We start from the raw sequence: 20,576 nt of genomic DNA on the forward strand, positions 1-20,576 counted from the left end.
CTTGGACCACCCGGCCCGCGGAGCCTCGCACCGCCCGCCGCGCGGAGCCTGTCACCGCCCGGTCAGCCGACAACGGCCGACCGGGCGGGAGCGTGTCCGGGCGCGTGCCCGTCGGCGAGGGAGTGCGGCCCGGCGCCCAGGTCCGCGAAGGGACCGGCCGTGGCCGCGCCGTACGCGGGATACCTGGACGGCAGTGCCGCGGCAGACGTAGGGGCCGGAAGGGTGAACCAGACGACTTTGCCCGTGTCACCGTGGGGGCGCACCCCCCAGCTCTCGCTGACCGCGGCGACCATGGCGAGCCCGCGGCCGCAGGTCGCGAACGGCTCGGCGTCGCGGACCTGGGGAAGGCGGGGGTCGTGGTCGTGCACGGAGACGGTGAGGCGGTCGAGCAGCAGCTCGATCTCCACGGTGCACACCTTGTCCGGCTGTGCGTGCCGGTGCACGTTGGTCAGGAGCTCGGTCACACCGAGCGCGGCCTGGTCTATCAACGGATCGAGATGCCAGTAGCGCAACTGCGCCGATACGATTCTGCGGACCTGGCCGATCCGCGACGGCAGAGCCTGAAGCTCTACCGTGCAATACCTGCTTGGCTGGCTGATCACGGCTGCGACTCCCCGAATTGCGTCCGGAAGAAGGCGACGATCGGATTCAGCAGCGGCCGCGGGGTCTGCCGGCTGCTGTTCGTGGCCGGCGGGCTGGTTCGCAGCGTCATCGCCGGTGAACCCAGAGTGATGTGACACCAGAGTGACTCAGGGGGTGCGGGCGTGCAACTCGCACCGCCCCAGCCGGCGTGCGGGGGCCTCTCAGGCCCGTGCCCTGCTGCCTCCGGCCCTGCGTACCGCGTCGATGAACTTGCGCACCGTCGGCGGGCCCGCCTTGCCGGGCGCCGGATCATGATCGGCGAGGGTGAGGCGATAGCGCGTGCCGTTCAGTTCGGCAAGGGCCCGGTCGTCGGCGGCGAACCATGGCTTGCCGGCCCGCACGGTCTGGACCGGCGCGCTGTCGATCTCCCTGCCGTAACTGGTCAGCAGCTCGAACCTGCCGTCAGTGATACGGATTTGACCCGCCCGGGTGAGGGAGCGCAGCCGCCGTCCGATCCGCACGCCTGTGGCCGTGAAATCCGGCTCCGCCATGACGTTCCGCCCCCTTGAGCGATTCGGTGTGCCGTTCCGCGCGGGACCGCCGTCCCGTGCGGTGCAGTCTGCACGCACCTGGCGTCGAGCACCAGTGCGTATGAAGACGTGGTCATAAGTGGACGCCGTCCCCTCACCAGTGTGCCGTGCCGCTGTGTCAGCCGGCTGCGCCAGGTGTGCCTTTGAGGGTCTCAAAGGTGTGTTTATGCAGGTGAGAAGCGTGCGGAAGGTGCATATGATCGAGGCGTCCGGTCCGCTCGTAGCGCGGCCGGGTTGACGCCAAGGAGCCGCGCCGTGAGCACCACACAGCAGGATCAAGCCGATGAGCCGATGACCACGCTCGACGTGGACCGCAGCGACGCGGAGTACCGCGCCTGGCTCAAAGAAGCCGTACGCAAGGTCCAGGCCGACGCCAACCGCTCGGCCGACACGCACCTCCTGCGCTTCCCGCTCCCGGAGAAATGGGGCATCGACCTCTATCTCAAGGACGAGTCGACCCACCCGACCGGCAGCCTCAAGCACCGTCTCGCCCGCTCGCTCTTCCTCTACGGCCTGTGCAACGGCTGGATCCGGCCGGGGCGGCCGGTCATCGAGGCCTCCAGCGGCTCGACAGCCGTCTCCGAGGCGTACTTCGCGAAGCTGATCGGGGTGCCCTTCATCGCGGTGATGCCCCGCACGACCAGCGCCGAGAAGTGCCGACTGATCGAATTCCACGGTGGTCAGTGTCACTTCGTGGACGACTCGCGCACGATGTACGCCGAGTCGGCCGCTCTCGCCGTGGAGACCGGCGGGCACTACATGGACCAGTTCACCTACGCGGAACGGGCCACGGACTGGCGCGGCAACAACAACATCGCCGAATCGATCTACCAGCAGATGAAGTTGGAGCGCTATCCGGAACCCGCGTGGATCGTCGCCACGGCGGGCACGGGCGGCACGTCGGCGACCATCGCCCGCTATGTCCACTACATGCAGCACGACACCAAGCTCTGCGTCGCCGACCCCGAGAACTCCTGCTTCTTCGACGGCTGGACCAACCACGACCCGGACGCCACCAGCGACTGCGGCTCCCGCATCGAAGGCATCGGCAGGCCCCGGATGGAGCCGAGCTTCGTGCCCGGCGCGATCGACCGCATGATGAAGGTGCCGGACGCGGCGAGCGTCGCCGCCGTGCGGGCCCTGGAGGAGGCGATCGGCCGCAAGGCGGGCGGCTCGACAGGGACCGGCCTCTGGAGCTCCTTGAAGATCGTCGCCGAAATGGTGGCCGCGGGCCGCACGGGCAGCGTCGTCACGCTCATCTGCGACCCGGGCGACCGCTATCTGGACAAGTACTACTCGGACGCGTGGCTGGCCGAGCAGGGCATGGACATCGCGCCGTACGCGGCCGCCATCAAGTCGCTCCTGGCGAACGGCACGTGGACCTGACGGTTCGCAACGGCCTGACAGGGCTCAGGCGTTGGCCGCGGCGAGGCGTCGGTCCAGGGCCGTGACGGCGTCGCGGAAGGCCCGGCCCATGCCCGCCCTGCCGAGCTTCATGACGAGGCGGAAGGGCGCGGCGCCGTCCGCGGCGAACGTCCACTGCACGCGGGTGCCGGTCCCTGCCGGGGTCAGCCGCCACTCCTCGAGGAGGGCGCGCAGGCCCGGGGCGTTCGACTCGTCGGCGCGGTAGGCGTACCGCTCCGCCACGTCGGTCGCGACGATCGTCTCCCAGAAGCGCGTGCCGCCCTTGAGCCGGACCGCGCGGCCCTTGCTGCCGTCCGCGCCGTCGGTGGGTTGGCACAGCGTGACCGCCGTGAACCACTCGGGCCAGCCGGTGATGTCGTCGGCGAGGGCGCGGTACACCGTCTCCGGGGGCGCGCTCACCTCACGGGCGAAGACCAGGCGCAACGGAGCGGTCTCGACGAACTCCAGCCCCACGGGCCTCAGTCGGCGTGCCATCGAACTCAGCCCCCAAGCGGCATCGGGTGGTTGACCGGCCACCGTCACCATAGCTGGCGGACCGTCAGATGTCTGCGGTGCTTCCGGCGTTCTCCGTCTGCGCGACGCCCTCTGCGTGCTCTCCGTGCTCGTCGACGCCCGGCTGCTCGGGCTCGCCCGTGACCACCAGGCGCCGCAGATGCTCGGAGATCTCCACCCGCGCCGCCGCGGGAAGACCGGAGTCCGTCACGAGTGTGTCGACCTGCTCCAGGGTGGCGAACGAACTGAGGCCCACCGTGCCCCACTTGGTGTGGTCGGCGACCACGATGACCCGCCGCGCCGACTGCACCAGACGCCGGTTGGTCTCCGCCTCCGCGAGATTGGGAGTGGACAGGCCGGCCTCCGCCGATATGCCGTGCACACCCAGGAAGAGCACGTCGAAGTGCAGCGCGCCGATCGCCTGGTCGGCGACCGGGCCGACCAGCGAGTCCGAGGGGGTGCGCACGCCGCCCGTGAGGACCACGGTGGCCGCGCCCTGACGCTGGCCCGAGGTGCGCTGAGCGGAGTGGAACACGTCCGCGACCCGCACCGAGTTCGTCACCACCGTCAGGTCCGGCACGTCCAGGAGGTGGTGGGCCAGTGCGTACGTGGTCGTGCCGCCGGAGAGGGCGATCGCCGTGCCCGGCGCCACCAGGGAGGCCGCGGTGCGCGCGATGTCCTCCTTGGCGTTCAGCTCCAGGCCCGACTTGGCCTCGAACCCCGGCTCGTGCGTGCTCGCCTCGACCACCGGCACGGCGCCGCCGTGCACCTTCTCCAGGACGCCCTGGCGGGCCAGCGCGTCGAGATCCCGGCGGACCGTCATGTCCGACACACCCAGCTTGCGGGTCAGTTCATTGACGCGGACCCCGCCCCTGCGGCGTACCTCATCGAGGATCAAGGCGCGGCGCTGCTCCGCGAGGAGGTTCTGATTCTCGCTCACGTCCGTCCCGGCCCTTCTGCCTCGTCACACCCGTCGCGCACGTCAATTGCGCTGCCTCATCCTCGCATGCGCCACCGACAGGCGGTCCACCGCCCGAGAGCGCGCGGTCACCCGGAACGGGGAGATTACGTGACGGGAGGTGTGGACGGGGCCGCCAGCGGAGATCCTTGTGGCCTGACCATGCGCACGTTCGGGGGAACACGCGCACATTCGGGGGAAGCGAACAGTGGCAGCAGACCAAAGAGAAGAGACGGCTCTCGAACTCCTCGTCCACGGAGTCGGGGGCACCACGCCCGAAGAGATGCTGGGCGACCCGAGGACCGTCCGCGTCTCCGGTGACGAGACGGCAGCCGTCTTCCGCCGCACCGAGGACGCCGACGCCGAGAAGCGCCCGGACGACTACCGCGGCAAGCCGGTCCCCGAGGCGTACGTCTGGTGCAACCTGACCTCCGGGAACGGCTCGCGGGCCCTGTGGCTCCTGCTGCTGCCCTTCATGGTGGTCAACCTCGCGCACTGGATGCGCCCCACGTCGCGCCGCATGAAGAAGACGGTGCGTACGTACGGCCTCCTGGTGAGGCTGACCGGACTCAGCCTCACCGTCCTGCTCGTCGCCGCCGCCTGCGAGGTCGCCATCGACCTGACGGCCTGGCAGTGCGCGGGCACCCCCGAGTGCGCGGCCGAACGCTCCTGGCTCGGCTTCCTCGCGCCCGACGCCTCCGGGTACGGCGGCTGGTGGAGCCAGCCGGGACGCCGCCTCGCGCTCGCCGCGCTGCTGCCCGCCGCACTGACCGGCCTGCTCTGGTACCTCTCCCAGCGCACCTGGAGCGCGTACGAATCCCAGACGCCGCTGCCCCACCAGGCCGACCCGGAGGAGGAGACCGGCCGCACCGCGCTGGGCAGGCCCGGCTTCTGGTACGGGCGCAGGCTGGTGGCCCGGCTGCGCGCCGCGCACACGGCGGCCGGGTTCCTCACGGTGGCCGCCGCGGTCGGCACATCGGCCGCGCGCCACGACCGGCGGCCCGGCGGACCCGCGCTGCTCGACGCCCTCGGCTGGATCCTCGATGTGACGCTCGTCGTCGCAGGGGCCGTCGTCGTCCATGTGGTCTGGCGCAGGGGCCGCAGCGAGAACAAGCTCGACCGGCACCTCGACGAGAAGCTGATCCGCAGGCTGCCCCTGGGCGCGCTCACCCTGCTCGTCCTGACCCTCCTGTACGCCGGGTGGTCACGCCCCGGCTGGACCTCCGAAGGCAGGCTGCCGGGCAACGCGACCTTCGGCGGCATCGCCCTGGTCCAGGGGCTCCTGGTCATCGCCCTCGCGGTGGTCGCCCGCGCGCTTTACCGAACGGCCCCCGACCCCCGCACCGCCCTGCGGGGCTTCGCGGGACCCGCCGTCGCCATGCTGTCCTGCGCACTGGGCGGCGTGATGTCAGGCGGCGGCGCCCAGCGCGTGGCCGACTGGCTCGACGGCGCGGGAGCGCCCGGATCCGGCGGCACCATCGACGGCCCGCCCGTGCTGCTGACCTGGCAGGCGTCCGTGATCCCGCCCCTCCTCGTGGTCGTCGCGGTGCTCTGCGGCTGGCTCGGCGTCCGCACCGTGCGGCGGGCCCGCCGCGACCGGGCGACCATCCCCGGCGAGTATCCGGGCGAGCCGAAGGACGCGGCCCGCAGCCGCCGCATCGCGGGCACGCGCGCGCGTGCCGCCCTCACCGACCGGGCCCCGCTCCTGGTGGGCATCACCTCGGCGGTGACGCTGCTGCTCGGAGCGGGCGCCCTGGTGGGCGCCTGGGTGAGCGAAGAGGTGCCGAGCGAGGCCGCGCAGGGGCTGCCCCTCTTCTTCGAAGGAGCGGCCGAGACCTCCCAGGCGCTCGGCTCCTGGCTGATCGGCTTCGGCTTCATACTGTTCGTGACCTGGGGCCGCCGCGCCTACCGCGACCCCTCCGCACGCCGCACCATCGGCATCCTGTGGGACGTCGGCACGTTCTGGCCCCGCGCCGCCCACCCCTTCGCGCCGCCCTGCTACGCCGAGCGGGCCGTCCCCGACCTCACCTGGCGCATGCACACCTGGACCCGCGCGACGCGTGCCACGGGCGGCAGGCTCGTCATCTCCGGCCACTCGCAGGGCAGCGTCCTGGCCGCCGCTGCCGCCTGGCAGCTGTGGCCGTCCGTCCGCAAGAGAGTCGCCCTCCTCACGTACGGCTCACCCCTTGAGCGCCTCTACGGACGCTGGTTCCCCGCCCACTTCGGCCCGGCCGCCCTCAGCTCGCTGCACCGCGAGGTCGACTGCTGGCGCAACCTGCACCGCACCACCGACCCGATCGGCGGCCCCGTCCGGGTCATCCCCGACGGGGACGGACCGCAGGTAGACCGCGAAGCCCTCAAGGACCCCCTGGTCTACGGACGCACGGAGGAACACCCGCTGCCCGCACCGATCCTGGGCCACGGGGACTACCAGGCCGACCCGGCCTTCGCCGAGGAGCGCGCCCGGCTGCTCGCCCGGCTCAAGCCCGCCGTGCCCGCCCCGCGACCGCGGACTCCCGAGGCCGCCGGACAAGCCCCGGCAGTCACGGCAGTTCCGGCAGATCCTCCGGATACAGCAGGGTGAGGTCGTCCGTGCTCGGTTCGTCGAACTGGGCGACCCGCCCCGCGTGCCGCTCCACCATCGCCTCGAACGTCTGGCGCGCGGTGCGGCCGTTGCCGAACGCGGGACCCTTCGGAAGCGCCGTGAAGTACTTCAGGAGTGCCTCGCCCGTCCCCGTGTCGAGGCGGTACTCGTGCTCGTCGGCCTGCTGCTCGACGATCCGCAGCAGCTCCTCCGGGGCGTAGTCGCCGAAGGTGATGGTCCGTGAGAAGCGGGACGCCACACCGGGGTTGACCGAGAGGAAGCGCTGCATCTCCGCCGTGTAGCCGGCGACGATCACCACCACCGCCTCGCGGTGGTCCTCCATCAGCTTCACCAGCGTGTCGATGGCCTCCCGGCCGAAGTCGCGCCCGGAGTCCTCGGGCGAGAGCGCGTACGCCTCGTCGATGAACAGCACACCGCCGCGCGCCCGGTCGAACGCCTCCTGGGTGCGGATCGCCGTCGACCCGATGTGCTCGCCCACCAGATCGACCCGCGACACCTCGACCAGATGCCCGCTCTGCAGGACACCGAGCGACGCGAGGATCTCGCCGTAGAGCCGCGCCACGGTCGTCTTGCCGGTGCCGGGGGAGCCGGTGAACACCAGATGGCGACGCGCCGATGCCGCCTTGAGCCCCGCAAGCTGCCTGCGCCGCCCGACCTCGATCATGTCGGTCAGGGCGCGCACCTCGCGCTTGACGCTCTCCAGGCCGACCAGTTTGTCGAGTTCACCGAGCACGTCCTTCGACGAGCGGGACGGCTGCTCGGGGGCCGCGCTCTTCTCGGCCGCCGGGTCAGTGGTGCGCTGCCCGGGGATCGCGCCGAGCAGACCCACGGACTGCGTGGCCGTCTGCGCGGCGGACTCCGTCGCCGCGGACGCCGTGGATGCCGTGGACGCCGCGGTCCGTGCCCCTCCGCTCTCGTCGCTGGTGCAGTCCTCGACGAGCGGCCCGTCCTCGGCGAACTCGAAGCCGCCGCGCGCGCACCGCTCCGTACGGCACTTCTTCAGCGTCGTACGGCATCCGTCGATGACGTGGAAGCCGTATCCGCCGCTGTCCGTCACGCGGCAGCCGTGCAGGCTGCCGCGGCCGCCCGCCGAGACGTAGAAACCGGCCTCCGCGGGTGAAGTGACCGTGCAGCGCTCGATGGTGGGGTCGGCGCCCTTGGTGACGATGACGCCCGTCTGGACGCCGTCGACCGTGCAGTTGGCCAGGGTGCCGCCGCTGCCGTGATCGCGGAACCACGCGCCCGTGGCGGCCTCGCGGATGCGGCAGTCGTCCAGCTGCGCCGTCGCGCCGTCGCTCACGGACACCGCCGTGTTGCGCACCTGGGAGAGATCGCTGTCGACGACGTCGGCGCGCGAGCCGCGGTCCAGGACGAACAGCGCGTCCGGCACGTCGTGCACCCGGCAGGACTCCAGGACGACCGTCGCGCCGTCGCTGACCCACACCGCGGGGTAGTCGCCCGTGCTGTCGTGGATCTCGCACTGGTTGGCGTCCACGCGCGTGCCCGGGTCCCACACCGAAAGGCCGTTGCGCCCGAACTGCCGCACGGTGGACCGCGTCAGGGTCAGGACCGAGCGGGAACGCAGGTCGATCGCGTTCTCCGGGATGTCGTGGATCCGGCAGTCGGCGAGCGTGAGCACGGCGTCCGTGTCGAGCGTGACGCCGTCCGAGGTCGTGCGGTGCACGTCGCAGTCCGTCAGATGCGCCACCGCACGCCCGGTGATCTGCACGCCCGAGCCCTTGACCTCGTACACCTCGCAGCCGATGGCCTCGAGCCCCGAGTGCTCACCGGTCACCGAGAGCCCCGCGCCGGACGCGTGATGCACCCGGCAGCGCTCAAGACGGGGGTGCGCACCGCCGCGCACGGCGATGCCCGACTGTCCGGCCGAGACGATCTCGCACTCCTCGAAGACACCGCCGCCGCCGTCGAGCACGGCGATGCCGATGCCGCCGGGGTTGTCGACCGTGCAGCGCCGCACGGTCGGGCGCGCTCCGCCGCGCACCTCGATGCCGCTCGCGGAACGCGTCACCACGCGTACGTCGACGAGTTCGGGAGCCCCGTCCTCGACGAGCAGCGCGGGCGCCGCCGAGTCCTGCCCCTCGACGTGCAGGTCCTGCACCACGGCGGACGAACGGACGGTGAGCGGCACCCCGTCCGACGGCGCGATGCGCACGGAGCCGGGGGAGCCCTCGGGGCCGCGCAGCGTCACCGCCCGCTGGACGACGAGGTTCTCGCGGTATGTGCCGGGGGCGATGGTGAGGACGTCCCCGTCGCTCGCGGCCTCCAAGGCGGCAGCGAGCGATGCGTACTCACCCGTGCGGCGCCGCCACCGCGAGGTGCCGGTGTGCGTCACCTGGACCGTGCCCTGTGCCATGGAGTTGCTCTGCCCCCACCTTGTCGTACGCGGGACCTCACGACCTTGCGCAAGGAGCCGAAGAGTTCGGCCGGTCCACCGTAGCGCGCGCGGCGAGGGCGAGTTGACCCGATCGCCAGGCTCTCACCTGGTCATCGCCGGTCTCTCACCGCTCCCGGAAGCCGGTGGCGGTGTCTCAGGAGCCGGTGCCGGTGCGTCCCCAGTCGGGTCCTGCCTTGTCCCAGGCCTGGTCCCAGCGGTCGTAGCGCCGCAGGACGATGCGCCAGACGACGAGCCGCCTCGTCCCCTCGACGAGTCCGGCGACCGCCACCGCGGCGCCGAATCCGGCAAGCGCCGCATGCGTGGACGCGGTCGCGTCGTCCAGCGGGCGGCCGACCACTTGGCCGTGCTCGTCCGTCCAGAGCCGGAAGCGGTCGCCCGGGTCGGGGGAGCGGAGGTCGGCGAGCACCGTGCCGGAGTGCGCCGTGCCGTCCGGAGCCGTCCATTCGGCGAGCACGCGGCTGTGCCTGTCGCGCGCGGACGAGGTCTCGGGATCGGGGTCGACCGGGGGTCTGGAGACCTTCCTGACCACCGTGCCCGCGACTTCGTGACGCATCTCGCGCTGTTCCCGCACCGACTGCAGCAGGGCGTCCTGCGTGAGTGAGCCGATCGCGAGACCGGCCAGCGGCGCGGCGACGACGATGAGCAGCACGGCCGCGCAGGCCACCCAGGCCTCGACGAGGTCGGTCTTCCGGCGCAGCGGATTGTGCCGCCAGCGCCAGAGTCCGACGAGTGCTCGCACAGTCCTGCACCCCCTTCCGCGTCCGTCATAACCGCGAACGGCACGGTCCACGCGTCGGCGGCAGGAAGAGAGAGGGAAATCACCCTTCTCATCCATGTCTCATTCTTGCCCAACGTCCGTGCCCGGCCTTCGAGTTCCCGCGTCGGGGACCTTCAGTCGAGGACCGTGAACGGATCGCCGATCCGGACGGTTCCTGTCGTCTCCGGCACCAGATTCTGGCCGAAGACCAGCTGGTCACCGAAGCGGCGGTGCTTGGCGAGCGTCCGCAGCGGCTCCTTGCCGCGCTCCGCGCTGCGCTGGTCGGTGGTGGTCACGACACAGCGGCCGCACTTCTTGGCCACGCGGAAGGTGACGTCACCGATGGCGACGCGCGACCAGTCGTCCTCGGCCCAGGGCGCGGTCCCGTCCACGACCACATTCGGCCGGAATCGGTTCATGGGGAGCGGGCCCTCGTCGGAGTGGTCGCCCTGCGCGATGAGCGAGTTCAGGGCGTCGAGGGAGGAGAGCGTGGTCAGGAGCAGCGGATACCCGTCGGCGAAGGAGACGGTCTCGCCGTCCTTGGCGTACGCGGGATCGATGGGGCGGCGGGTCGCGGGGTCGTCGAGGTGGACGAGCCGGACGTCCGTCTCCATATAGGCGCTGAACCAGGCGTGCGCCGCCGCGTCGGCGGGCACCGCCTCGACCTTGTCCTTCCAGATCTCCACCATGACGGTCTCGCCGGAGGGCGGCACGGCGACCGTCAGCGGCTCCTGGCCGGGCGCGGACATGCGTATGCCGCCGCCGGGCAGGAGCTCGGCGGCGGCATACGCCAGCCTCGGATGCGGCCGTTGCGTGATGATTCGTCCATTGCTGTCCACCAGCACCCACCGTCGGTCACCCGCGAGTCCCCAGGGCTCGACGACGGCCTCACGCGGAGCGTGTCCCCCGACCGCCTTGAGCGGGTAGTAGTGGATCGAGTGCAGTGCTGGATTGGGCATACGGTCATCCTGCCAGCAGTCACTGACAGGGGCGCATGCGGGCGAATCAGTAGCCGCGGTAGGGGCGGTTGTACGGATCCTCGTACGTCGCCGGGGCGGGGCGGGGCGCCGCGGGGCGCATGGCCTCGTAGCCCGTACCGGCCGGGGGACGCTGTTGCTGCTGCTGGGGGCCCGGGTATCCGCGCGGCGCCGAAGGCTGCTGCGGGATGTACGGCGCGGGCGCCTGTTGCAGCGGCGCGGGCTGCTGCGCGTAGCCGTACGCCGGGTTGTGGTGGGACGGGGCCGCCGGCAGGGCGGGCAGGGCTGCTACCGGGAGCGCGGGCAGGTGACTGCCGGTGTCGTACGCGGAGGGGACCCGGATCGGGGCGATCTGAGGAGTACCCCGCTCGGCGACAAGGGAGTCGTAGATCGGAGTGTCCGGGAAGGACGGCGCGGAGTAGTAACCGCCGCCATAGGTGGAGCGGGGGGAGGTCATGACACATAAGTTAAGCCCTTGATGTGCTGGTTGGGGAGACCGATAAGAGGGTTGTTTTACGTGTCGGTAGTGACTCTGCATCCCCAATGCGAGCGAACTTAGGAAAAATCGGTCGCACACGGGCGTAGGGATCCTGTAAAAGCCAAGCTCCGTACGGGTTACCGGCGGTTGACGCACGGTTGACGGGAAGGCCGTGCGACAGGGTGTCGGCGGTGGACGTGGGCCACTCGGGGGTCCGGGTAATAGGTTGGTCATGAACGGGACGGCGGCCTGGCCGGACGTGGCGACTTACGATGTGACTTGCGATGGGGGCGGACATGACAATGCCTAAGGGATCGAATGTTCCTGTGCCGGCACCTGCCGTGCGCGTCGAACTGGGGTGGGCCTCAGGAGCCGGGGTACCGGACGCCGACGCGTCGGCCCTGTTGCTCGCCACTTCCGGAAAGGTCCGCTCGGACGACGACTTCGTCTTCTACAACCAGGCGGTCCACACCTCCGGTGCCGTGCGCCACGAGGGCAAGAAGAGCGACGGCGGCCGCGTGACCGACGCACTCGTGGTGGACCTCGCGCGCGTGGAGCCCGCCGTCGAGACCGTGGTGCTCGCCGCGTCGACGGACGGTGGCACCTTCGGGCAGGTCCCCGGTCTCTTCATCCGGGTCGTCGACGCGGCGAACGGCGCCGAGATCGCGCGCTACGACAGCGAGGACGCGACCGTGGAGACGGCGTTCGTCCTCGGTGAGCTCTACCGCCGACAGGGCGCGTGGAAGTTCCGCGCCGTCGGGCAGGGCTACGGCAGCGGGCTCCAGGGGCTCGCCACGGACTACGGGATCTCGGTGGACGAGCCGGCGCCGGCGCCTCCCGCTCCGGCCGCGGTGCAGGCCCCCGCGCCCCCGGTGACTCCGACGGCCCCGGCCGCCCCCGTTCAGGCCCCGCCGCCCGCCGCCGCTCCGGCCCCCGCGGCCCAGCCCGTGCGCCTCACCAAGGTCACGCTCACCAAGGACGCGCCGTCCGTCTCGCTGACCAAGCAGGGCGGCACATCCGGTGCGATGCGCGTGAACCTCAACTGGGAGGTGCGCAAGCAGTTCAAGGGCTGGGCCAGCAAGCTCGGCCGTGCCGTGGCGATGCACGCGGACCTCGACCTGGACCTGTGTGCCCTGTACGAACTGTCCGACGGCCGCAAGGGCGTCGTCCAGGCGCTCGGCAACGCCTTCGGCTCGCTGGACCAGCCCCCGTACCTGCTGCTCGACGGCGACGACCGCACCGGAGCGGTGGCCAGCGGCGAGAACCTCACGGTCAACCTCGACCACATCAAGGACTTCAAGCGCATCGTCATCTTCGTGACGATCTACGAGGGTGCGCGCAGCTTCGCCGACCTGAACGCCACGGTCACCCTGCAGCCGCAGCACGGCGCCTCCATCGACTTCTCGCTCGACGAGTGCACGGTGCCTTCCACGGTGTGTGCGCTCGCCCTGCTCACGAACAACAACGGCGACCTCTTCGTCCAGCGCGAGGCCCGCTATCTGGTGCCCGAGCGCGGCGTGAGCCCGCAGCGCACCATCGACTACGCGTACGGCTGGGGCATGAACTGGACGCCCGGCAGGAAGTGATCAGCGCTGATCGGGAGCCGGATCGGGGCGGGCGTACGTCCGCCCTTTCCACGCGGCCCCGCGCCCCCTGTAGTGCTGCACCGCCGAATCCACCGTCATGAGGAGGTAGAGGAAAGCGGTGAACGGCAGGAGGGGAGCGAGCCAGAGAGTCTGCCGGTAGTAGCGCAGCATCGGGATGTACGTCGCCGTCATCACGAGCCATGCGAGTCCACCGAGCACGGTGGCCGCCGCTCGGCCGCTCGCCAGGCCTGCGAACAGCGCGAACGGCGGCGCGAGGTAGATCAGGGCGAGCCCCAGGACCGTACCGAGCAGGACCAGGGGATGGTGCCGCAGTTGGGCGTAGGCGCTGCGCGAGACCATCCGCCACAGATCGCCCAGCCCGGGATAGGGACGCACGCTGTCGACGCGCTCCGCGAGCCCCAGCCAGATGCGGCCGCCCGAGCGCTTCACCGCCCTGGCGAGCGTCACGTCGTCGATCACCGCGTGCCGGATGGAGTCGGGGATCCCCGCACGCTCGGCGGCCGCCGAGCTCAGCAGGACGCATCCGCCCGCGGCCGCGGCCGTGCGCGAGCCCTCCTTGGCGATCCAGCGGAACGGATAGAGCTGCGCGAAGAAGTACACGAACGCCGGGACGACGAGCCGCTCCCACATGCTCGCGACGCGCAGCCGGGCCATCTGCGAGACAAGGTCGAATCCGGCCGTCTCCGCCGCGGCGACCAACTCCCGCAGACTGTCCGGCTCATGGGCGATGTCCGCGTCGGTGAGGAGCAGATACCGCGGCTCACGGGCGCGTGCCAGGCCGATTCCGTGCCGTACGGCCCAGAGCTTGCCGGTCCAGCCCTGCGGCGGCTCACCCGGTGAACCGACGGTCAGCGGCAGGCCGCCGTACCGGTCGGCCAGCGAGCGGGCCAGCGCGCCGGTGCCGTCCGAACTCCCGTCGTCGACAAGGAAGATCTCGGCCTGCCCGGGATAGTCCTGGGCCAGCAGCGAGGGCAGGCTCAGAGGCAGTACGGCGGCCTCGTCACGGGCGGGGACGACGACGCAGACCGAGGGCCAGGTGTCCGGTTCGCGGCGCGGCGGCAGACGCAGGTCCGTGCGCCAGAAGAAGCCCTGCCCCAACAGGAGCCACAGCCAGGCGGCAAGCGATGCGGCGGCGGTCCACACAACGGCGCTCATCCGCCGAAGTCTGCCCCACGGCATCGGGCACCGGAGGCCGATCGACTATGGTGACCGGGTGAAGATCGCGCTCATCGACTCCGGTATCGGCCTGCTCCCCGCCGCGGCGGCGGTCCGTCGTCTGCGGCCGGACGCCGATCTCATCCTCTCCTCGGACCCCGACGGACTGCCCTGGGGGCCGCGCTCCGCCGAGGACGTCATCCAGCGCTCGCTCGACATCGCCGAGGCAGCCGCAGCGCACCACCCCCAAGCGCTGATCGTGGCCTGCAACACCTCTTCCGTGGTCGCCCTGCCCGCCCTGCGCGCCCGGTTCGAGCCCGACCTGCCGATCATCGGGACCGTACCGGCGATCAAGCCGGCCGCGGCCGGCGGCGGCCCTGTCGCCATCTGGGCCACTCCCGCCACCACCGGAAGCCCCTACCAGCGCGGCCTCATCGAGGAGTTCGCCGGCGGTGCCTCCGTCACCGAGGTGCCCTGCCCCGGCCTCGCGGACGCCGTGCAGTACGCCGACGAGGCGGCCATCGACCGCGCGGTCGCCGCCGCGGCCGCCCTGACTCCGCGTGACGTAAGGGCCGTCGTCCTGGGCTGCACCCACTACGAGCTGGTCGGGGAGCGCATCCGCGCGGCCCTCCAGCAGCCCGACCTGCCGCCCCTCGTCCTGCACGGCTCCGCCGGAGCGGTCGCGGCCCAGGGGCTGCGCAGGGCCGGAGGGCTGCCCGGTCCTGGCACGGGTACGGAAGGCGGCCTGACGGTGATCCTCAGCGGGCGGCCCTCCGAGCTGCCCGTCGCCGCCCACACGTACGCCGAAGGCAGGCTCCTCGCGGCGGCCACCCCAGTGCGCTGAGTCCCGTACGGACGCACGCCGACCCCGCGGGCGAGGGTCCGCCGAACCCCGCGTACAGAACGGCGTCGCCCGTCCACCCGGAGCAGTAACGCTCCGCGATGCGGTGCCTTCCCTCCGGAACGTGAGTAGTCTCGGACGCATGAGGGACCACACCCACGGTGAGCGGGGCAGCACAGCCGACGCCCCGCCGGAAGTCTGGACCGGTAGCGCGACCAACCGCGTGCAGTGGCTGCTGGCGTCGGCCGGTGCCCTCTGCCTGGCGCTGGGCATCGAGCTGGCCGTCGACAGCATGTGGACGTCCGGGATCGCGGCCCTGGCCATGTCCGTCGTGGGGTGCATCGCCGCCGGGCTTCTGATCCTGTTCGGCACCCTCGCCTTCGTCCATGTCGCCGTGAAGGTCGACAAGGACTCCCTGGAAGTGCGCTGCGGCCACATGGGACTGCCGCGCCGCCGCATCCTTCTCTCCCACGTGGTGGGCGCCGAGTTCGCGCAGGCCGTCAGCCCCCGGCAGTGGGGCGGCTGGGGCTACCGCTCGCGGCCCGAGATCGGCACCGCCGTCGTGGTCCGACGCGGTGAGGGCCTGGTCCTGAGCCTGGGCGACGGCCGTACGTTCACGGTCACCGTCGACGACGCCGAAGCGGCCGTACGGATCATCCGGGAGCGGCTGGGAGTGGCGGGGAGCCCGGCGGCCTGACCTGCGCCGGTTCGTCCCCCAGCGGTCTCGCCGTGGCGATGCCCGCGAGGTATCCCGCGCCCGTCGTCACCGCCGTGACGCTCAGCGCGTTGCCGACCGATGCCACGGCGGCCAGCGCCGTCAGGGCGGCGCCCGCCGACAGGACGACCTGGGTGGAGCGCGGCGAGCGGTACAGGGCGTACAGAAGCCAGCAGAACACCGCCGCGAGCAGGACCACGCCCGTCAGGCCCTGCTCGGCCGCCTGCTGCAGCGGCGCCGAATGCGGCCTGCCGTCCGTGAGGAGGTTCTCCGCCACCGTGGGGCTCGAGTCGGCGAACCGGCCGGGCCCCACCCCGAGCGCCGGTTCCTGGCCCGCGAGCGCGAGCGCGTCGTGCCACAGCTGGACCCGTTGCCCGTCGAGCTGGCCCACCAGGGACGCGCTCAGACCCTCCGGGAGTACGTCATCGGCGATCGCCCAGGTCAGACCGGTCACCACCGCCGTCGCCAGGGCGAGCCCCGCGAGGCCGAGCGCCCGGCGCCGCATCAGGGCGGTCGCCAGCGAACAGAGCAGGATCCCGGTGCACGCGACGAAACCGGCCATCGAGCCGAGCGCCACGGCGGCCACCACGATCCCCACGGCGAGCAGCCGCATCGCGAGCCGCGTCGCGGGCCTGCGGGCCGCCCACGCCGCGGAGCACGCCGCCCCCGACGCCAGGATCAGGAGCGCGGCCGTGGCGCCGGTGTGGCCGAGCGGCGCCGTACCTGCGGGCCCCGGCGCAAGGTGCGGGGCCGCCGCCGCGAGGCCGATCCCGGCCAGCGCACCGGCACAGGGCGCGGCGACCGGCAGGAGCGCGCCGCAGATCCGCCCGCCCGCGTACCCCGCGGCCACGGCTAGCACCGCCAGGAGCACGCCCTCCGGCTGACCGCCGTGCACCCCGGCGGTGATCAAGGTCCAGGCCGCGCACACGCCGAGCAGGGCGCAGCCCGTCGCGTCGGACGCGCTGCGCCGTTCGTACGCCCCCGGTGGCCCGGCCGTCGCGGCCATCCCCGTTGTCCCCACCCCGTCGCCCCCCGCTGTGTGCGGGCCCCGAACGCCGTGGCGTGATCCGCCGCAGGTCAGGGACTCGGGCACACCGTAGTCGCTGGGAAGGTGAGATGTGGACGTCTTGCGCAGGAACGATCCGGCTATCGCAGGGACAAAGCCTCCCGCGGGCACGCCCGCGCGGCTTCCGCCGGAGGACGGGACCCCGGCCGCGGTGGCCGGGCACGACCATCCTGTCCGTGTCCAAGTGACGCGCCGTACACTCCCCGAGTGACCGCCACCACCACCTCCGCAGACGAGTCGAAGCAGCTCGGACCGCAGTCCGCGCCCCTTTCGCGCACGGCACGCGTCCTGCGCGCGCTCGTCCCGGCCGCCGCGTCGGCACTCTCCGGAGTGCTGCTGTACGTCAGCTTTCCGCCACGCACCCTGTGGTGGCTCGCGCTGCCGGCCTTCGCGGTGTTCGCCTGGTGTCTGCACGGCCGCAGCTGGAAGGCGGGCCTCGGTCTCGGCTATCTCTTCGGCCTCGGATTCCTGCTGCCGCTCCTGGTGTGGACCGGCGTGGAGGTCGGTCCGGGCCCCTGGCTCGCGCTCGCCGCAATCGAGGCGATGTTCGTCGCCCTCGTCGGAGCGGGCATCGCCGCCGTCTCGCGGCTGCCCGCCTACCCGCTCTGGGCAGCGGCCCTCTGGATCGCCGGTGAGGCGGCACGCGCGCGCGTGCCGTTCAGCGGATTCCCGTGGGGGAAGATCGCCTTCGGGCAGGCGGACGGCGTCTTCCTGCCGCTGGCCGCGCTCGGCGGCACCCCGGTGCTCGGGTTCGCGGTGGTCCTGTGCGGCTTCGGCCTGTACGAGATCGTCCGCCAGGCCCTGGCCGCACGCGGCACCGGATCCGTACGCCGTGGTGCGGCGGCAGCGGCTCTGCTCAGCGTGCTCGTCCCGGTCGCCGGGGCCTTCGCCGCGCGTCCGCTCGTCAGCGACGGCGCGGAGGACGGCACGGCGACCGTCGCCGCCATCCAGGGCAACGTCCCGCAGGCGGGCCTGGACTTCAACGCCCAGCGCCGCGCCGTGCTCGACCACCATGTACGCGAGACCGAGCGGCTCGCGGACCGGGTGAAGGCGGGCAAGGCCGAGCAGCCGGACTTCGTCCTGTGGCCGGAGAACTCCTCCGACATCGACCCGTTCACCAACCCCGACGCCCGCGAGGCGATCGAGCGCGCGGTGAAGGCGGTCGGCGCCCCCATCTCGGTGGGCGGCGTCGTCGAGTCCAAGGACGGCAAACTCTTCAACGAGCAGATCCTGTGGGACCCGAAGAAGGGCCCCACGGACACCTACGACAAGCGGCAGATCCAGCCCTTCGGCGAGTACATCCCGCTGCGCGACGTCGTCGGCTTCTTCAGCAGCGACGTCGGCATGGTGCGCCAGGACTTCAGCCGCGGCACCAAGCCCGGCGTCTTCACCATGGCGGGCACGAAGGTGGGCCTCGCCACCTGCTACGAGGCCGCCTTCGACTGGGCCGTGCGCGACACCGTCACCCACGGCGCGCAACTGATCTCGGTGCCCAGCAACAACGCGACGTTCGACCGCAGCGAGATGACCTACCAGCAGCTGGCCATGTCGCGGATCCGCGCCGTCGAGCACAGCCGCACCGTCACCGTCCCGGTGACCAGCGGGGTGAGCGCGATCATCATGCCGGACGGCCGGGTCTCCCAGAAGACGAAGTGGTTCACCGCCGACTCACTGGTCGAGGAGGTGCCGCTGCGCTCCTCGCAGACCCCGGCCACCCGGTTCGGCGTACTGCCCGAGGGCATCCTCGTGCTGATCGCGGCCGGCGGTCTCGGCTGGGCGGTGACGGGCGCGGTCCGGGCCAGGCGCGCCCGTTAGGGTCGATGACATGGCTACTCCTGACTTCATCCGTACGATCCGGGCCGACGCGGGCCACCAGCTGTTGTGGCTCCCCGGGGTCACCGCCATCGTCTTCGACGACGAGGGCAGAGTGCTGCTCGGGCGGCGCAGCGACAACGGCAAGTGGTCCGTCATCGGCGGCATCCCGGACCCGGGGGAGCAGCCCGCCGCATGTGCCGTGCGCGAGGTGTTCGAGGAGACCGCGGTGCACTGCGTGCCCGAGCGCGTCGTGCTCGTCGAGGCGTTGGAGCCGGTGACGTACCCGAACGGCGACACCTGCCAGTTCATGGACGTCACCCTTCGCTGCCGCGCCGTCGGCGGCGAGGCCCGCGTCAACGACGACGAGTCCCTCGAAGTGGGCTGGTTCGCGCTGGACCAGCTGCCCGACCTGCACGAGTTCGGACTCTTCCGGATCAAGCAGGCCATGGCGGAGGAACAGCCCACCTGGTTCGACCGGCAGTGATTTCCTGAGCGGTGCCCGCTGTCCCGCTCAGCTCGCCTTGATCATGTCGGCGCACTTCTCGCCGATCATCATCGTGGTGATGCACGGGTTGACCGCGGGCAGGAACGGCATGACCGACGCGTCGGCGACGCGCAGCCCGGTGACGCCCTTGACGCGCAGTTCGGGGTCGAGCGGCGAGTCCGCGTCGTCCGTCGCGCCCATCCGCACGGTGCCTGCCGGGTGGTAGACGGTGTTGTGGGTCTGACGGATGTAGGCGAAGAGCTCGTCGTCCGTCGTGGCGTCCGGGCCCGGAGCGAGTTCGGCGCCCGCCCAGTCGGCCATCGGGGCCTGCGCGGCGATCTCGCGGGCGAGGCGCAGCCCGTACGTCATCACGCGGATGTCGTGCTCGTCGGTGAAGTAGCGCGGGTCGACCTTCGGCTTGTCCCGGAAGTCGCGGGTGCGCAGCCGCACCGTGCCCATGGAGCGGGCCCGGGTGACGTTCGGGGTCAGGCAGAAGGCGTTGTCGGTGGTCGGATAGCCGCGCCGGTAGGTGTTCATGTCGAAGGGCACCGAGCCGTAGTGGAACATCAGGTCCGGGCGGTCGAGGCCCGGTTCGGTGTCCGCGAAGATGCCGATCTCCCACCACTGGGTGGAGGAGGTGACCATCGGCTGCTTCGCCTCCCACATGATCACGCCCTCGGGGTGGTCCTGGAGGTGGGCGCCGACGCCGGGGGAGTCCGCGAGCACCTCCACGCCGCACTCCCGCAGGTGCGCGGCCGGTCCGATCCCCGACAGCATCAGGAGCTTGGGCGAGTCGATGGCCCCGCAGGACACGATCACCTCGCGGCGTGCCGTGACGCTGCCGCTGTGAATGGTGTCGGGTTCCAGGTACTCGACACCCGTGCAGCGCCGGTTCTCGTCGAAGACGAGCTGCTTGGCCTGCAGGCCGGTGCGCACCTCGAGGTTGGGCCGCTTGCCGAGGATCGGGTGCAGATACGACACCGACGCGGACGAACGGGTGCCGTCCGTACGGGAGTTGATCTGGAACCAGTGGGCGCCGCGCGTCACCGTCTTGCCGGTGTTGAACGGGGTGGTGGGGATGCCCGCCGCCGCGCACGCCTCCAGCAGGGCCGCTCCGCAGGGGTCGTTCGGCGGCACACTCATGATGTTCACAGGGCCCGAGCGGCCGTGGTGGTCACCGGGTGCGTCGTTGGTCTCCAGGCGCTGGTAGAGCGGGAAGCAGTCCGCGGCGCTCCAGCCGGTGCAGCCCATGGAGCCCCATTCGTCGAGGTCCTCGGCGGGCGCCCAGAAGGCGATGCAGGAGTTGTGCGACGAGCAGCCGCCGAGCACCTTGGCGCGGGCGTGCCGCATGAAGCTGTTGCCGTTCTCCTGCGGCTCCACCGGATAGTCCCAGTCGTAACCGGACTCCAACAGGGCCATCCACTTGGTCAGCTGGAGGATGTTGTCGTCGCCGACGTCCGAAGGTCCTGCCTCAAGGACGCAGACGCTGACGTCCGGGTCCTCGGTCAGCCGCGCGGCGACGACGGCGCCTGCCGTGCCGCCGCCGACCACCACGTAGTCGAACTCGGCCTGGGGACTCTCTGCGGGCATGGTGACTCCAGATCACAGGGGGT

General features: G+C 71.7%; 18 protein-coding genes. 7 read left to right on the top strand and 11 right to left on the bottom strand.

All coding sequences use genetic code 11. The annotated features are described in order from the left end of the window. Positions 1-62 precede the first annotated feature (62 nt). Together AC07AG_RS28355 and AC07AG_RS28360 are read right to left on the bottom strand one after the other, a co-directional pair. Positions 63-602, bottom strand: a complete 540-nt coding sequence (locus AC07AG_RS28355; protein ID WP_478758877.1) for an ATP-binding protein — start codon at positions 600-602, stop codon at positions 63-65. Between the two features lie 201 nt (positions 603-803). After that, positions 804-1,133, bottom strand: coding sequence for a hypothetical protein (locus tag AC07AG_RS28360; RefSeq protein WP_361048401.1), 330 nt, complete (start codon positions 1,131-1,133; stop codon positions 804-806). Between the two features lie 330 nt (positions 1,134-1,463). Here AC07AG_RS28360 and cds1 point away from each other — a divergent pair, with 330 nt between their 5' ends. Continuing rightward, complete coding sequence (gene cds1, locus AC07AG_RS28365; RefSeq protein ID WP_478759381.1) at positions 1,464-2,558, top strand: L-cysteine desulfhydrase Cds1; 1,095 nt, start codon at positions 1,464-1,466, stop codon at positions 2,556-2,558. Positions 2,559-2,582: 24 nt separating this feature from the next. On the opposite strand, the gene AC07AG_RS28370 is transcribed toward cds1, so the two are convergent. Both AC07AG_RS28370 and AC07AG_RS28375 read right to left on the bottom strand, forming a co-directional pair. Then, positions 2,583-3,071, bottom strand: a complete 489-nt coding sequence (locus tag AC07AG_RS28370) for an SRPBCC family protein (protein ID WP_478758879.1) — start codon at positions 3,069-3,071, stop codon at positions 2,583-2,585. Positions 3,072-3,135: 64 nt separating this feature from the next. Beyond that, positions 3,136-4,029, bottom strand: a complete 894-nt coding sequence (locus tag AC07AG_RS28375) for a DeoR/GlpR family DNA-binding transcription regulator (RefSeq protein ID WP_478758881.1) — start codon at positions 4,027-4,029, stop codon at positions 3,136-3,138. A gap of 226 nt (positions 4,030-4,255) precedes the next feature. Here AC07AG_RS28375 and AC07AG_RS28380 point away from each other — a divergent pair, with 226 nt between their 5' ends. Next, on the top strand, positions 4,256-6,631 hold the full coding sequence (locus tag AC07AG_RS28380; RefSeq protein WP_478758883.1) for a hypothetical protein: 2,376 nt from the start codon (positions 4,256-4,258) through the stop codon (positions 6,629-6,631). On the opposite strand, the gene AC07AG_RS28385 is transcribed toward AC07AG_RS28380, so the two are convergent. The 4 genes from AC07AG_RS28385 to AC07AG_RS28400 all read right to left on the bottom strand — a co-directional run bounded on the left by AC07AG_RS28385 (position 6,591) and on the right by AC07AG_RS28400 (position 11,259). Continuing rightward, positions 6,591-9,026 carry a right-handed parallel beta-helix repeat-containing protein gene (locus AC07AG_RS28385; RefSeq protein WP_478758885.1) on the bottom strand — a complete coding sequence of 812 codons (2,436 nt, stop codon included), beginning with the start codon at positions 9,024-9,026 and terminating at the stop codon, positions 6,591-6,593. The genes AC07AG_RS28380 and AC07AG_RS28385 overlap by 41 nt on opposite strands. 175 nt (positions 9,027-9,201) lie before the next feature. Beyond that, positions 9,202-9,807 (bottom strand): Rv1733c family protein, encoded by a 606-nt coding sequence (locus AC07AG_RS28390; protein WP_478758887.1) that lies wholly within the window; start codon positions 9,805-9,807, stop codon positions 9,202-9,204. Between the two features lie 152 nt (positions 9,808-9,959). Next, positions 9,960-10,784, bottom strand: a complete 825-nt coding sequence (locus AC07AG_RS28395) for an MOSC domain-containing protein (RefSeq protein ID WP_478758888.1) — start codon at positions 10,782-10,784, stop codon at positions 9,960-9,962. Between the two features lie 46 nt (positions 10,785-10,830). Next, complete coding sequence (locus AC07AG_RS28400) at positions 10,831-11,259, bottom strand: DUF6643 family protein (RefSeq protein WP_249591556.1); 429 nt, start codon at positions 11,257-11,259, stop codon at positions 10,831-10,833. A gap of 305 nt (positions 11,260-11,564) precedes the next feature. On the opposite strand from AC07AG_RS28400, the gene AC07AG_RS28405 reads away from it, so the two are divergent. Continuing rightward, positions 11,565-12,866 carry a TerD family protein gene (locus AC07AG_RS28405; protein ID WP_478758890.1) on the top strand — a complete coding sequence of 434 codons (1,302 nt, stop codon included), beginning with the start codon at positions 11,565-11,567 and terminating at the stop codon, positions 12,864-12,866. On the opposite strand, the gene AC07AG_RS28410 is transcribed toward AC07AG_RS28405, so the two are convergent. After that, on the bottom strand, positions 12,867-14,042 hold the full coding sequence (locus AC07AG_RS28410; RefSeq protein ID WP_478758892.1) for a glycosyltransferase: 1,176 nt from the start codon (positions 14,040-14,042) through the stop codon (positions 12,867-12,869). Positions 14,043-14,100: 58 nt separating this feature from the next. On the opposite strand from AC07AG_RS28410, the gene AC07AG_RS28415 reads away from it, so the two are divergent. Then, on the top strand, positions 14,101-14,886 hold the full coding sequence (locus AC07AG_RS28415) for a glutamate racemase (protein ID WP_478758894.1): 786 nt from the start codon (positions 14,101-14,103) through the stop codon (positions 14,884-14,886). Between the two features lie 139 nt (positions 14,887-15,025). Next, entirely contained in the window at positions 15,026-15,580 is a 555-nt protein-coding gene (locus tag AC07AG_RS28420; RefSeq protein ID WP_478758896.1) for a hypothetical protein, read from the top strand. Here the strand turns inward: AC07AG_RS28420 and AC07AG_RS28425 are convergent. Then, positions 15,537-16,604, bottom strand: a complete 1,068-nt coding sequence (locus tag AC07AG_RS28425; RefSeq protein WP_478758898.1) for an O-antigen ligase family protein — start codon at positions 16,602-16,604, stop codon at positions 15,537-15,539. The genes AC07AG_RS28420 and AC07AG_RS28425 overlap by 44 nt on opposite strands. A 267-nt stretch (positions 16,605-16,871) precedes the next feature. Here AC07AG_RS28425 and lnt point away from each other — a divergent pair, with 267 nt between their 5' ends. Beyond that, entirely contained in the window at positions 16,872-18,479 is a 1,608-nt protein-coding gene (gene lnt / locus AC07AG_RS28430; protein ID WP_478758900.1) for an apolipoprotein N-acyltransferase, read from the top strand. 10 nt (positions 18,480-18,489) lie between these two features. After that, positions 18,490-18,963, top strand: coding sequence for an NUDIX hydrolase (locus tag AC07AG_RS28435; RefSeq protein WP_478758902.1), 474 nt, complete (start codon positions 18,490-18,492; stop codon positions 18,961-18,963). A 27-nt stretch (positions 18,964-18,990) separates the two neighbouring features. Here AC07AG_RS28435 and AC07AG_RS28440 read toward each other — a convergent pair whose 3' ends face one another. Next, the gene (locus AC07AG_RS28440) at positions 18,991-20,553 is read right to left on the bottom strand and encodes a GMC family oxidoreductase (protein WP_478758904.1); all 1,563 of its coding nucleotides are present in this window, start codon (positions 20,551-20,553) and stop codon (positions 18,991-18,993) included. Between the last annotated feature and the right edge of the window lie 23 nt (positions 20,554-20,576).

Source organism: Streptomyces sp. NPDC044044 (genome assembly GCF_056434405.1).